The organism is Mycobacterium sp. IDR2000157661, from assembly GCF_022317005.1.
Classification (GTDB): domain Bacteria; phylum Actinomycetota; class Actinomycetes; order Mycobacteriales; family Mycobacteriaceae; genus Mycobacterium.
In genome coordinates this window covers 1,379,281-1,392,126 of the sequence record NZ_CP081006.1, presented here as the reverse complement: position 1 = coordinate 1,392,126, position 12,846 = coordinate 1,379,281, and the positions used below count along the sequence as shown (strand labels likewise).

General features: G+C 65.8%; 13 protein-coding genes and 1 pseudogene. 6 read left to right on the top strand and 8 right to left on the bottom strand.

The window, feature by feature from the left end; translation table 11 throughout:
• The first annotated feature begins 142 nt into the window (after positions 1-142).
• On the top strand, positions 143-985 hold the full coding sequence (locus K3G64_RS07760) for an SDR family oxidoreductase (protein WP_238950489.1): 843 nt from the start codon (positions 143-145) through the stop codon (positions 983-985).
• 7 nt (positions 986-992) lie between these two features.
• On the opposite strand, the gene K3G64_RS07755 is transcribed toward K3G64_RS07760, so the two are convergent.
• From K3G64_RS07755 to K3G64_RS07740, 4 genes are read right to left on the bottom strand one after another with little or no spacing between them, the layout of a single operon-like run.
• Positions 993-1,796, bottom strand: a complete 804-nt coding sequence (locus K3G64_RS07755; protein WP_238890162.1) for an SDR family NAD(P)-dependent oxidoreductase — start codon at positions 1,794-1,796, stop codon at positions 993-995.
• A gap of 8 nt (positions 1,797-1,804) precedes the next feature.
• Positions 1,805-2,563, bottom strand: coding sequence for an SDR family oxidoreductase (locus tag K3G64_RS07750; RefSeq protein WP_238890161.1), 759 nt, complete (start codon positions 2,561-2,563; stop codon positions 1,805-1,807).
• Entirely contained in the window at positions 2,560-2,754 is a 195-nt protein-coding gene (locus K3G64_RS07745; protein ID WP_238890160.1) for a (2Fe-2S)-binding protein, read from the bottom strand. Before K3G64_RS07745 ends, K3G64_RS07750 begins: the two co-directional genes overlap by 4 nt.
• Positions 2,754-3,395, bottom strand: a complete 642-nt coding sequence (locus K3G64_RS07740) for a fatty-acid--CoA ligase (RefSeq protein WP_238890159.1) — start codon at positions 3,393-3,395, stop codon at positions 2,754-2,756. Before K3G64_RS07740 ends, K3G64_RS07745 begins: the two co-directional genes overlap by 1 nt.
• Before the next feature lie 145 nt (positions 3,396-3,540).
• On the opposite strand from K3G64_RS07740, the pseudogene K3G64_RS07735 reads away from it, so the two are divergent.
• The 3 genes and pseudogenes from K3G64_RS07735 to K3G64_RS07725 all read left to right on the top strand — a co-directional run bounded on the left by K3G64_RS07735 (position 3,541) and on the right by K3G64_RS07725 (position 6,929).
• A pseudogene (locus K3G64_RS07735) lies at positions 3,541-4,739 on the top strand (cytochrome P450).
• A complete protein-coding gene (locus K3G64_RS07730) occupies positions 4,736-5,800 on the top strand; it encodes a spirocyclase AveC family protein (protein WP_238890158.1) in 1,065 nt (354 codons plus the stop codon). The pseudogene K3G64_RS07735 and the gene K3G64_RS07730 overlap by 4 nt, the downstream one beginning before the upstream one ends.
• A 16-nt stretch (positions 5,801-5,816) precedes the next feature.
• Positions 5,817-6,929 (top strand): dihydrodipicolinate reductase, encoded by a 1,113-nt coding sequence (locus K3G64_RS07725; RefSeq protein WP_238890157.1) that lies wholly within the window; start codon positions 5,817-5,819, stop codon positions 6,927-6,929.
• Between the two features lie 17 nt (positions 6,930-6,946).
• Here K3G64_RS07725 and K3G64_RS07720 read toward each other — a convergent pair whose 3' ends face one another.
• Positions 6,947-7,768, bottom strand: a complete 822-nt coding sequence (locus tag K3G64_RS07720) for a mycofactocin-coupled SDR family oxidoreductase (RefSeq protein ID WP_370647121.1) — start codon at positions 7,766-7,768, stop codon at positions 6,947-6,949.
• Between the two features lie 79 nt (positions 7,769-7,847).
• On the opposite strand from K3G64_RS07720, the gene K3G64_RS07715 reads away from it, so the two are divergent.
• Positions 7,848-8,630: an SDR family NAD(P)-dependent oxidoreductase gene (locus K3G64_RS07715; RefSeq protein WP_238890155.1), complete on the top strand. Its 783-nt coding sequence runs from the start codon at positions 7,848-7,850 to the stop codon at positions 8,628-8,630.
• Here K3G64_RS07715 and K3G64_RS07710 read toward each other — a convergent pair.
• The 3 genes from K3G64_RS07710 to K3G64_RS07700 form a co-directional block, all read right to left on the bottom strand.
• Positions 8,627-9,661 carry an NAD(P)H-dependent amine dehydrogenase family protein gene (locus K3G64_RS07710; protein ID WP_238950487.1) on the bottom strand — a complete coding sequence of 345 codons (1,035 nt, stop codon included), beginning with the start codon at positions 9,659-9,661 and terminating at the stop codon, positions 8,627-8,629. The genes K3G64_RS07715 and K3G64_RS07710 overlap by 4 nt on opposite strands.
• Before the next feature lie 64 nt (positions 9,662-9,725).
• On the bottom strand, positions 9,726-10,514 hold the full coding sequence (locus tag K3G64_RS07705; RefSeq protein ID WP_238890154.1) for an SDR family NAD(P)-dependent oxidoreductase: 789 nt from the start codon (positions 10,512-10,514) through the stop codon (positions 9,726-9,728).
• A gap of 86 nt (positions 10,515-10,600) precedes the next feature.
• Positions 10,601-12,193 carry a class I adenylate-forming enzyme family protein gene (locus K3G64_RS07700; RefSeq protein ID WP_238890152.1) on the bottom strand — a complete coding sequence of 531 codons (1,593 nt, stop codon included), beginning with the start codon at positions 12,191-12,193 and terminating at the stop codon, positions 10,601-10,603.
• A 132-nt stretch (positions 12,194-12,325) separates the two neighbouring features.
• Between K3G64_RS07700 and K3G64_RS07695 the strand changes: the two genes are divergently transcribed.
• Positions 12,326-12,802 carry a nuclear transport factor 2 family protein gene (locus K3G64_RS07695; protein ID WP_370647174.1) on the top strand — a complete coding sequence of 159 codons (477 nt, stop codon included), beginning with the start codon at positions 12,326-12,328 and terminating at the stop codon, positions 12,800-12,802.
• The last annotated feature ends 44 nt before the right edge of the window (positions 12,803-12,846 follow it).

Below are 12,846 nucleotides of genomic sequence, written 5' to 3'. Positions count from 1 at the left end.
CGGTGGCCCACTGGATGATTCGCAGCGGGCGGCTGGTGGTCACGTAGCGGCTCCCTTCGCTTCCGGCAGCGTCCACCGTAGTGCGGGGGATAATGTTTGTTCTCGTAAATCGGTAAATCAGGTTCTCGATGGGAGAGTGCCAATGCAGGATGTGCTCGGCTACGAGGGCAAGGCCGTCGTCGTGACAGGCGCGGCGTCCGGCATGGGGCAGGCGACCGCGCAGATCCTCGTCGACCTCGGCGCGACGGTGACTGCACTGGACATCAAGCCCACGACCGTCCCGGTGGCCCGCGCACTGCAGATCGACCTTCGCGACCGTGCGAGCATCGACGAGGTCGCGGCGGCGATCGACGGTCCCGTCGACGGACTTTTCAGTTGCGCAGGCCTTCCCGGTCCGCCGTTCAGCGAGTGGGACACGATCCTGGTCAACTTCGTGGGAGCGCGGCATCTGGCCGAGCAACTGGTGCCCAAGATGTCACCCGGGTCGGCGATCAGCGTCATCTCGTCCTCGGCCGCGATCGGCTGGCAGGACCACATCAAGGTCATCACCGGCCTGCTCGAGACCGACGGGTTCGAGGCGGCGGTCGAGTGGTTGAGGGCCAACGAGAAGAAGTGGTCGTGGAGCGGCTACGCCTACTCGAAGTACATCATCGACGCGTGGGTGGGCTGGTGGTACCCCGAACTCGGACGTCGAGGAATCCGGATCAACTGCATCAATCCGGGGCCCACCGAGACGGCGATGATGCCGGCTTTCCAGGATCTGATGGGCAAGGAGACGGTCGACCAGGCGGTAGGACCCGTCGGCCGGTACTCGACCCCGGAGGAGCAGGCATGGCCGCTGGTGTGTCTGGGCAGTCCGCGCTTCAGCTATGTCGGCGGCGAGGTGCTGTGGACCGACGGTGGGTGGAACGGCGCGATGACGATGGGCCGTCATCAAGCACAGTGGGCGCAGGACACCGAGCAGATCATGGCCAAGAAGGGCTGACGACGCCTCAGATGAAATCCGAGCCGCCGTCGACGTTGACGGTGGCGCCGGTGACGTAGCCGTTCCGGCGCGACGCCAGATACGCAGTGGCCGAGGCGATCTCCTCGGGAAGCCCCGCTCGACCCAGATCGCAGGGATGGCCGTAGGTGCGTTCCACCCATGTCATCACGTCGTGGGGGTCGGCGGAATCCAGCCCATCGGCGGCCAGGACGTCTTTGAGGATCTCGGTGAAGCTGGCGGTGACGATCGTTCCGGGGCACACGCAGTTGACGAGGATGCCCTCCGGGCCGAGGCTCTTCGAGAGGTTCTTGGTGAAACTCGACAGCGCCGCCTTGGTCGCCGTGTACGCCACGAGTCGAGGGCTCTGCCGCTGAATCGAGTGTGCGGACAGCGTGACGATGCGGGCCCAGTCAGCGGCGCGCAGCATGGGTAGCGCCGCGCGCACCGAGCGCACCGCCGACAGGGTGCCCAGATCGAACGCCCCGTACCAGTCGTCGTCATCGAGGTCCTCGAACGAACCCGCGCCGGGTCCGACGGTGTGCACCAGCGCGTTCAGTGTGCCCCACCGCTGCCGCACCGACGAGTATCCCGCCGCGATCGACGCCGGATCAGCCATATCCACGCTCACGGTGAGAACCTCTGGCGCCCCGGCGTTTCCGATCCGTTCGGCTGCCGCATCCAAGCCGTCCCGTCCGCGTGCCATGATCGCCACCGCAGCGCCCTCGGCGCCGAGCGTTTCCGCGATCGCCAGTCCCATGCCCTTGCTTCCGCCGGTGACGACGGCGTTAGCGCCCGCGAAGCCCAGATCCATGTCCCCTCCTACCGGTTCTTTCTCACCCGAGGCGCCAGGTGCACCACGTCGCTCACCACAGTCGGATTGGCCCGCGACACCGCGATCAGCGACAACATGGCGTTGGCGACGTCGTCGACGGCCGACATCGTGGCCGGGATCTGACCCTCCTGCGCCCAGGCCCGGTACAGGTCGGCGAGCAGGTCACGGTCGGCTCCCCGCAGGATCTCGGTGCCCTCGGTGGGGCCGACGCTGACGCGGATGACGGCCAGATGCGGATGTTCCGCCCGCCAGGATCGCAAGATCTCGTCCAGGGCAGCCTTACTCGCGTGATAGGCCGCGACACCTGCGCGGGGTCGGCCGACGTCGTGACTCGACGCGACGAGGACCACCGCGTTGTCGGCGAGGTGCGGCAGTGCGGCGCGCAGCACGTGCGACGCGCCGACGGCGTTGACCGCGAATGCGTGCTGCCATGTCGTCACGTCGGTGTCCTCGATCAGCGCGAAGGGGACGGCGGCGCTGGTGAAGACGACGGCGTCGAGCTGGCCGAATCGTGCGCCGACCTCGGCGATGACCCGTTCGATCGCGCGCACGTCGGAGACATCGAGTTCGTGGGCGGAGCCGCCGATCCGTTCGGCGAGTGACGAGAGCAGGTCCACCCGCCTGGCCGCGAGCGCGACGTCGGCGCCTCGGGCGTGTGCGGCGAGCGCCAGCGCATGCCCGATGCCCGAGGAAGCACCGATGACGAGCATCCGGGCGTTCTCGAGATTGGAGTGTCGATCACTCATACCGTGCTTCCCCTGTCTGAGTCCATTGCTGTGGAGTGCGATTCGATGATCGACCGAATCGTGCGCCGGCAACGGCCGCATTCGGACCCGGCACCGCACGTCTCGGACACCTGCCGCGAGCTCTTCGCGCCGGCGGCGACGGCGGCAGACACGGTCTCGATGGTGACACCGTGACACAGGCAGACATACATCAGTGCAGATCCGTCCCGACTGTCTCGGCCAAGCGCATCGCATGGACGAACCGCCCCACGAAGACCGGCGGATAGGCGCCGACGCCTGCGGATGCGAGCCACTCCGAAGCGACGTCCGACCGCGCGGCCCACTGCAACGCGGTACGCGCGCTTGCCAGCTGCTGAACGAACAAGACCTCGCGGGGAGTGTCGAACGCCCGGTAGACGAGCGTTCGGCTGATGCCAGCCGCCGCGAAGTCGCCGAGCGACTCGCGGACGCGCTCCATGAAGTCCTCGACATCGCCGACCCGGGTCACGGCGGCGACCAGGACTTCGCTTCCCGGGGCAGGAGGCGACCCGAGGTCGAATCGCTCGATCGTCTCACCGGCGAAGACCGCGGGAAGGTCGGCGATGCCCACCGCGTCGAACCAGTCGAAGAAGTACGGCGAACGGAGCAGATTCAGCAGTGGCTGCTCGGAGCGCACTCCGATGACGACCAGGACCTTCCCGGGATCGACCACCGACTCGTACACGAAAGCGTATCTCGCGCCGAGATCGCGAAGGCTCGCCTCGTGATGGGCGAGCACCGGACCGACCCGGGCGGATTCGGAGATCCGGAACTCGACGGCGAAGACGTAGCTGCGAACGGCGGTACGGCCCACGGCCCGGCCTCCTTCGCTGTCCGGCGAGCTACGCCAGCGGAATTCTCATCAGTGAGAATCAATGTTCTCACACGCGCACGCACCGGACCGCTTCCGACTGGTCGAAAACACCCGCCGAGCGATCGATAACGCCTATTCTCGACCCGTGACATACAGGGTGAAGGTTGATCCGTACTACGACCCACTCGACTTCGACATCGACGACGACCCCTATCCCGTCTGGCAGCGGCTGCGCGACGAGGCACCGCTCTACCGCAACGACAAGTACGGCTTCTACGCACTGAGCAGGTACTCGGATGTCGCCCGGGAACTGGTCAACTGGACGGACTATCGGTCCGGCAAGGGCACCACGTTCGAGATCATCCTCAACGGTGTCGACGTTCCGCCCGGATCATCCTCTTCGAGGACCCGCCGATCCACGACCTGCACCGGCGGCTGTTGTCAGGAGTGTTCACACCTCGACGAATGGCGGCGATCGAACCGCTCGCCAGGGAGTTCTGCCGCCGTGCACTGGAACCTCTCGCGGACGCCGACGGCTTCGACTTCATCGCCGACCTCGGCGCCTGGATGCCCATGCGCACGATCGGATACCTACTGGGCATACCGGAGGACAGGCAGGTTGCGATCAGACAAAGCACGGACCGAATGCTCGAACTCGACGACGCTGAGCTCGCCGACGTCACCGGCGACGCGCTGACCGATACCGGCTCGATGCTCGAGGAGTTCATCGACTGGCGCTATGACCATCCCTCCGACGATCTGATGACCGAGTTGGTCAATGCGGAGGTCGAGGAGCCCGACGGGCACCGGCGCCGACTGACGCGGGGCGAGGTGTTGACCTACACCGGCACAGTCGTCGGCGCAGGAAACGAGACGACCACCCGGCTCATCGGTTTCGCCGGCCAGTTGCTCTCCGATCACCCCGACCAGCGTCGCGCGCTGGCGGCGGACACCAGCCTCATTCCGGGTGCGGTCGAGGAAGTGCTGCGCTACGAGGCGCCCTCACCCGTTCAGGCCCGCTGGGTGGCCCGCGACGTGACGCACTACGGACAGACGGTGCCCGAGGGCTCGGTGATGTTGTTGCTGAACGGATCGGCGAACCGCGATGAGCGACAGTTCGCCGACGCTGACAGGTTCGACATCCACCGGCAGGGCGCCCACCTGTCCTTCGGACACGGCATCCACTTCTGCCTCGGTGCCGCGCTCGCGCGGATGCAGGCCCGCGTTGCGCTCGAGGAAGTGCTCATGCGATGGCCGGACTGGGAAGTCGACTACGCCAACGCGAAGCGTGCCCACACCACGAGCGTGCGAGGGTGGGCGACTCTTCCGGTGCGTGTGACGTGACGAATACGATTGACCCGCGCCCGGATTCGGCTACGACAGCACCGGCCGGGCACGAATTCTCGCCGTGGCCCGCCAGGATCGGGTGGGCGCTGTTCCTCGTCGCGTACCTCGTCTTCGCGGTCGTCACCATCGCGACCATCCAGTCCGGCCTGCACGGCGACCCCGAACGCACGAATCCCGATCCGGGCCCGGCCCCATACCCGCCGTTCCTCGGTTTCGACAACTGGCCGCTCGCCGTCTCCATCAGCTCGATTCCGATGGCCATCGGGTTGATCTCCGTGCTGGTATGGCTGTCGTGGCGCGAGCGAAAGGTGCACTGGGCGGTGATCATCGCCTTCGCCGGGCTCATCACGGGCGCGCTCGACCCGCTCGCCAACTGGGCGACGTTCGCGATCTTCGACCCTCGGATGCTGCATTTCCCGCTGTCGTGGCCGTACGTGAACATCTCGCCGAACCTCGAACCGGCACTGGCCTTCCTCGGCGGATACGCGGCCTACTACCTGCTCAACGGGCTCGGCTTCCTGCAGTTGCACAAGCGGTTGCTCGACCCACTGCTGCGGCGCTTCAGCTGGTTGGCCGGCCATCGGCTGGTCAGAGTGTTCCTCGGCGCCACGCTCATCGCAATCCCGATCAACGGAATGATCCAGTTCACGTGGATGCGGGCCGGCATCTTCTTCTATACCGAAGCCGTCGGACCGGTGCTGCAGATCGGTCACATCCACTTTCCGGTGATCATGGCGGTCTACGACTCGCTGATCTTCGGCATGGTCGCCGTGATGTGCGTGCGTGACGAGGCCGGTGATCTTGTCCTGATCAACCGCATCGCTGGATGGTTGCCCTCGCGCCGGGGTCGTCCGAGAGTGACGTTGACACGGCAGCTGTTGATCTCGGTGACCGTGGGTCTGGTGTCCTTCGCCGTGCCGTTGGGTGTGCTGGCGGGGCTGCGGGAAGCCGGGCTGTCCCGACCCGCCTTCGACAAGAATCCGTACCCGGAAGTGAACCTGTACGACCCGTACGGGCATCTCGAAGATGCCGGTAAGCCGGGGCCCTTCTACCACTGACGCAGAAAGGATTTGGATGGCTTCGCACAGCGATCGGCGCTATCGCGTCGCCCACGTCGGCACCGGGCTGACCGGGCGGCAGGCGTTGCGGGCGATCATCGACGATCCCGCGCTCGAACTGGTCGGCGTGAAAGTCTCGACACCGGAGAAGGTCGGCACGGATGCCGGACTACTGTGCGGGTCCACCGAGGTCGGCGTCCGTGCGACCGCCGAACTCTCCGGTGTCCTGGCGCTGCGACCGGACTGCGTGACCTACTGCGCGACCGCGGTGCGGCGCGAAGACGAGGCCATCTCCGACATCGCCGCCTACCTCGAAGCGGGCATCAACGTGGTGACCTTCTCGACGATCCCGATGGTGTATCCGCCTGCAGCGCCGGTCGGTTGGCGGGAGACCCTCGAGCATGCAGCGCAGAAGGGAAATTCGACGTTCTACGCCACCGGCAGCGAGCCCGGTTTCATCAGCCTCAACATCCCCACCGCACTGCTGGCGGGAGCCGGACGTGTCGATTCATACCGCATGGACGAATACGCCGTCGACCTGGACAAGGCCTACCCGATCTGGGATGTCCTGCACGAGTCGATGGGTTTCGGGAAGCCCGACGGTCATGTGCCCGTCCGCATCGCCTCGGGGAAGGTGAACAAGGACTGGGAAACCGTGGTGCGCTACATCGCAGACATCCTCGGGCTCGAATTGGATCGCGTCGAGCTGGATTGGGAGACGTTGCTCGCGCCCACCGATCTGCAGTCCGCCCTCGGTGTCATCGCCGAAGGGACGATCTGTGCCCACCGCTGGCAACTTGCCGGGATGGTCGACGAGCGGCCCGTTGTCGCGGTGCAATACTTCGCGACGGTGAGCTGCACGCCGTGGCCGGATCGTTGGCCGAAGCCGGGCCGAGAGGGCGAGGGCGGGATGGTGTTTCGCGTCGAGGGCAGCCCGAGCATGACCCTCGAGCTGCACTTCGAGCAGTCGGCCGCGGACCGGGTGAATCCGGGTGTGGCGGTCACGGCGCTGGCCGCGGTGAATGCCATTCCGAGTGTGGTCGAGGCCCCGGCGGGAGTGACGCCGCAGCCGTTGGCAGGTCCGGCGATCGTGACGAGGCAGTCGCGCAGGACACGAGGGGCTCGGTGAACAACTGGCGCAGTAGGTCAGGTACCTGTCACACCGACGTCTACCGGGATAGCGGCGGCGGTCACGTATCTCGACTCGTCGGACGCCAGCCAGGCGACAGCGTTGGCGATGTCTTCGGGCATCGTGATCGAGTCGGGCAGAACCTGCTTGGTGAAACCGTGCCGCAGTGCGGGATTCGACTTCGCCGCCTCGGTCATCGCCTCGACCATCCCCACGCTGCCCATCGGTGTGACGACCGATCCCGGGTGCAGGCTGTTGACGCGGATCTTGTGCTTACCGAGTTCGGCCGCGAACGATCGGGCCAGGCCGGTGATCGCATGCTTACTCGCGGTGTAGGCGATCATGAACGGTTCCATCGTCACCCCGGCGGCGGAGCCGATGAGGATGATGGACCCACCGCGCCCACCGGCGATGATGTGCTTGGCTCCCGCCATCACCGTGTTCCACGTGCCGACGACGTTGATGTCGATCGTGTCCTGGAAATCACGTGCCGACACGGCATCCCACGTTGACGGAACGCAGATTCCGGCATTCGCGACGATGACGTCGAGCCGTCCCAGTTCGTTGACGCCTTCCGCGACGGCTGCGCACAGCCGGTCGTGATCGCGGGTGTCGACAGTCGCGGTGAATGCTCGGCGACCGTTGACTCGCACCAGTTCCGCGGTTTCGGCGAGATCCTCCGGAGTCGCCGAATCGTAGGGCACGCTCGGCGGCAGCGGGCCGGCGATGTCGACGAGGATGACGTCGGCGCCGTCGGCGCTGAGACGCTCGGCGTGGGCGCGGCCCTGGCCGCGGGCTGCTCCCGTGATGAGGGCGACCTTGTCGGTCAAGTCGGGCACACGCGTACGCTACCCCAGCCGAGAATGTGCATTCGCTGAATCGAGAACAGCTATTGCAAAGGGTGATAGCGTCGGGATCATGGGTGTGCTCGACGGCCAGACCGCCTTCATCCTCGGCGCATCGGCGGGAATCGCGAAGGCGAGTGCCAAGCTGTTGGCGGCCGACGGAGCCGCGTTGTACCTGCTCGGCAGGTCCAACTCCCGCATTCAAGCGACACGCGACGAAATCCTGTCGGTCGCTCCGGACGCGCAGATCGTCGTGCAGAAGGGCGATCCCGAAGACGAGGATACGGTGAAGGCGGCCGCGCAGTCGGCCTATGACCTCCACAACCGACTGAACATCGTCATCGGTACAGTCGCCTCTGGGGGTACCGGTCCCCTCGTCGAGCAGGATCTCGACACCTTCACCGAATTCGTCATGGGCAACCTGCGATCGAACTTCCTTGCCATGCGCTATTCCGTCCCCCTGATGACGGACGGTGGCTCCATCGTCTTCATTTCATCCACGTCGTCGAAGATTCCGATGGAGGGTCTGGGTCACTATTCGGCGGGCAAGGCCGCGCTCGAGATGATGATTCGCGTCGCGGCTTCGGAACTCGGTCCCCGTGGCATCCGCGTCAACGCCGTCCGTCCGGGACTGACCGAGGCCGCCACCACACAGGGCTACATCCACCTGGAGGAGCTCACCAGCAGCTTCCTCGAACGGGTGCCCTTGGGCAGGCTGGGAGTGTCCGACGACATCGCACCCGGCGTGCGCTACCTGGCCGGCCCGGAGTCGAGCTGGGTGACCGGACAGAGCTTCGCCATCGACGGCGGAAATGAGGTCCGCGGGGCACCGCGTGGACCGATGTTCACGGTCTAGCCGAAGTCAAGCGCGTTGCGCGGTGCGGTGATCGGCAGATCCAGCGACGTCGCGATCCCGGGCGCGGCTGCGACGACGTACGGGATGGCGTTGACCACGCGCATCGCCGTCGCCTCCATCGCGTTGGCGTTGGCGGACTCTGGCGTGTCTTCGGTACCGAGCCGCAAGTCACACTGCATGTGCGGTTGGCCCTCGATGATGAGGCGGTAGGTGCCGTTGGGTGCCGTGGCCCACTCGGGCGCCAGGTCGGGTGCCATCCGGTTGATGTGTTCGATCGTGATCACCGGATGTCCCTCGACGACTCCCGTGGTGACGGCGCGCACCGCGCCCACCGTTCCGGCGGGTATGGTGCCGCACGCCACGTGCAGGTCGCGCGGGGTGATGACGCGTTCGTACTCTTCGGTGACCTTCTCGAGCTCGACACCGAGGGCCTTGGCCACCAGCCCGATGGGCGGACCCCACGCGAACTGCTGGGCGCCTTCGAGTTCGAGCAGCGGAGTGAAGTCGATCGGCTTGCCGAACCCCATCGCGGTGACCATGAGGTCCTGATTGGGATAGGCCGAGTAGTCGAAGATCTCTTGCGCGCGGATGGAGCGGATGGTGTTGGACAGCGTGGTCAACAGCACCGCGAACTGGTCACCGGCGAAGCCGGGCTCGATGCCGGAGGTGTAGATGGTCACCTCGCCGGCCACCGCGGCTTCGCGCACCTGGCTGGCGAGCTCAGGAATCCACCTGTCGGGGAACATCATCCCCGGAGTATTGGTCGTGACCACGTTGAGCCCGCCGCGCAGCAAGCGAACGTAATCGCGCACCGCGGCAGCGTCCATCTCCGCGCTGGCCGCGCCGTAGACCACGCAGTCCGGTTTCAGCCCGATGATGTCGTCGAGGTCGCCGGTCGTCGTCACGCCGATCGGACCGAGACCGACGATCTCCCCGGCGTCACGACCGATCTTGTCCGCACTGTGCACCCACACTCCCACCAGCTCGAGGTGTGACCGCCGGCTGATCGCACGGATCGCCAGGCTGCTGATCCACCCGGTGGAAATGACTGCTACTCGTAAAGGTTTGGCGTTCAAGTTTGTTTCTCCTAGCCGGTCACAGATCGGGAATCGGAAGTTCGGAATTCGGTCCTTGTAGACCGCCGTCGACGACGAACGTCGAGTTCGTGGCGTAACAGTCGCGGGTGCACAGGTAGACGGTCAGCCGACCGAGATCCGCCACATCGCCGATGCGGTGCAACGGTGTCCGCTCCTTCAGTTGGTCCTCGGACCCGGGCATCAGATCGAAGCTTGACTGCAGTCCCGCTGTCATGAATGCACCGAGGGCAATCGCGTTGACCCGGATTTTGGGCGCCAACTCCTGAGCCATGGCGCGGGTCAGCGCCTCGAGTCCGCCTTTGGCCACCGAGTACGGCAGAAGGCCGCGAATGCCGAAGCGCCCGGCCCCGGAGGAGATGTTGACGATCGACCCGCGGCCCACCTCCAGCATGTGGGGTACGACGAGTTGGCTCATGTCGAACGCCGATGTGACGCAGTAGTCGAACGTGCTGCGCAAATTGTCCGACGTCAGGCTCAGGAACGGACCGTACGTCGCGAACCCGACGTTGTTGACCAGGATGTCGATGCGGCCGAACTCGTCTGCCGCCGTCTGGACCACGCGCTCGCTGTCGTCGCGGTTCAGCGCATCCGCCGTCAAGGCCAACCCCGTGCCGCCCGCCGCCGTGATCTCCTCGATCGTCTGGTTGATCTCCGAAGTCGTGCGCGCGGTCCCCACCACGGTCGCGCCTGCTTCGGCGAGCACCTTGGCGATACCCTCGCCGACCCCGCGTCCGGCGCCCGTAACGATTGCCACCTGTCCGTGCAGCTGGAACTGTTCAAGCGCCACGTCGTGAATCTACCGCAGTGAGAATGCCAATTTCCGCGATTTGACAACGGTATTTCACAATGGGCACAGCGTGTACTGCTCAGCGCTCAATGGCTCATCAGCCCGCTCAACTGCTTGGCGAGGTCTGATTTCTTGACCTTGCCGGTCGCCGTGAACGGCAGTGCGTCTTTCCGGGTGATCCAGATGAACTTGGGCACCTTGTACGCCGACAGGCGGCTGCGTACCTGGGTCCGCAACTCGTCCGCATCCAGATCCGCGTCACCGCACGGCACCACCGCGGCCGCGACGATGGTCCCGCTACGCCCGTCGTCGGCGCCGACGACATACGCTTCGAGGACGCCATCGCAATCGGTCAGCGCCAGTTCGACTTCGCCCGGCGTGACGTTGGTGCCGCCGCCCGTCTTGATGAGGTCACCCAGTCGGCCGGTGAACGTGATCCAGCCGTCGCTGTACCGTATCCCGCAGTCCCCGGTTCGGTAGTAACCGTCCGGTGTGAAGACGTCCTCGCGCTCACGCTTGTACAACCGCTGCATCAATGAGTATCCGCGCACCCAGATTTCGCCGTCGGTGCCGTCGGGAACCGGCTCACCCGTCTCGGGATCGACCAGCAGGTGTGACAAGCCCTCGATCGAGCGGCCACCGGTCTGTGCTCGGTCCGGCGGCTGCGGGGGATACGGGTCGACGCCGATGTGATTGCCGCAGAGCTCGGTCATCCCCAGCGCATTGGGGCCCTTCGGCCGACGGTCGGCGGGCACCATCGCCGGCATGCTGGTCCGTTGCACGGAACTGAGGTCCCGCCGTGCGAAGTCCGGGTGCTCGGCCAAAGACTTGCCCTGCTGCGGCCAACCCAACGCGATCGTCGCGTGGTGACGCTCGATCAGCTCGAGCGCTTCGGCCGCATCGAACTTCGGCTGCGTGACAAGCGTTGCGCCGTGGTGGATCACCGCGTGCACTCCGGTGATCAAGCCGCCTACCCAGAAGAACGGCATGGCGGTGAACATCACCGTGTCCTTGGTCACGCCGTAGTCGAACGTCAGATTGTAGGTGTGACGGACCAGCGTGCCGTGCGTGTGCACGGGACCCTTGGGGTCGCCGGTGCTGCCCGAGGTGTAGATGATCATCACGTCATCGGCCGGCGTCACGCAGGACTCGACATCGACGAGGAAGTCGGCGTCGGCACTCGTCGCAGCGTCTGCGTTCAGGCGTGTCGCCCAGGGGCGGTCGCTTGCACCGCCTACCGCGACGGTGCGTAGATACGGCGTCCTGCGCAGCGCAATCCGCCCGGGGTTGCGCTGCTCGGCCAAGCCGGGCAACGCTTCCTCGAGACGGTCGACGAATGCGGGCCCGGTGAGGATCACGCTCAGGTCGGCGTGCCGAATCGTCCAGGCGAGCTCGGTGGCTTTGTAGAAGGTGTTCAACGGCACGGCGACCGCACCGATCCGCGTCGTGGCGAACCAGGCCACCGCCCAGTCGACGCTGTTCGGCGTCAGGATCCCGACGTGATCGCCTTTGCCGACGCCTTCGGCCAGCAGCGTGCTCGCCAGCCGCGACGATTCCAGATCGAGATCGGAGTAGGTGAGCGTCCGCTCCGCGGTGATCAGGAACGGTGTGTCCCCGAAGCGCGCCGCCGACGACCTGACGAGGGCGGGAATCGTGGGCGTCATCGAGGGAAAGGGCACGGATCTGAGGATAGTCACGTTCGCAGGAATCGAGAATACCAATTCTCGTACACTTCACCCATGCCGGAGTCAGAGCAATTGGATCGGCTGCGGTCCAGCATCGAGATCGGTCAACTGCCCAGTCGCTACGCGATGGCGCTGGACGCGCGGGACCTCGATGCGCTGGTGGCGTTGTTCGTCGAGGACGTCGATGCCGGCAGGCAGGGCAGCGGTAGAGATGCGCTCAAACGGTGGTACGACGAGGTGCTGCGCAGGTTCTATCGCAGCATTCACTTGATCTGTGGGCACGTGATCGACTTCGTCGACGCCGACCACGCGACCGGCTCACTCTACTGTCGCGCCGAGCACGAGGACGGCGACGGCTGGTACGTCATCACGATGCGGTACGACGACGTATACGAGCGGCGCGCCGGTTCATGGTTGTTCGTGGAACGACGGGAACACCCCTGGTACTCCGTTGACGTGACCGAGCGCCCCGGACCGGAATTCGTCCGCTGGCCGGCCGACGTGCCGCTACGGGCGGCGATGCCGCACCGGCTGCCGACCTGGCGGGCATTCTGGGACAGGGGAGACCCGGCACTGCCCGGGCGGCTGTCGCGGCGCCCGTAGCGTGTCTACAATCGCAGGCGATAGTGCCATTCTCAATAATGAAA

What these genes read in the sequence shown, in the direction of transcription:
- K3G64_RS07755 (WP_238890162.1), bottom strand. Translation starts at nt 1,796, where the DNA reads ATGGATCTGGGCTTCGCGGGCGCTAACGCCGTCGTCACCGGCGGAAGC.
- K3G64_RS07695 (WP_370647174.1), top strand. Translation starts at nt 12,326, where the DNA reads ATGGCGCTGGACGCGCGGGACCTCGATGCGCTGGTGGCGTTGTTCGTC.
- K3G64_RS07760 (WP_238950489.1), top strand. Translation starts at nt 143, where the DNA reads ATGCAGGATGTGCTCGGCTACGAGGGCAAGGCCGTCGTCGTGACAGGC.
- K3G64_RS07750 (WP_238890161.1), bottom strand. Translation starts at nt 2,563, where the DNA reads ATGAGTGATCGACACTCCAATCTCGAGAACGCCCGGATGCTCGTCATC.
- K3G64_RS07725 (WP_238890157.1), top strand. Translation starts at nt 5,817, where the DNA reads ATGGCTTCGCACAGCGATCGGCGCTATCGCGTCGCCCACGTCGGCACC.
- K3G64_RS07715 (WP_238890155.1), top strand. Translation starts at nt 7,848, where the DNA reads ATGGGTGTGCTCGACGGCCAGACCGCCTTCATCCTCGGCGCATCGGCG.
- K3G64_RS07745 (WP_238890160.1), bottom strand. Translation starts at nt 2,754, where the DNA reads ATGTATGTCTGCCTGTGTCACGGTGTCACCATCGAGACCGTGTCTGCC.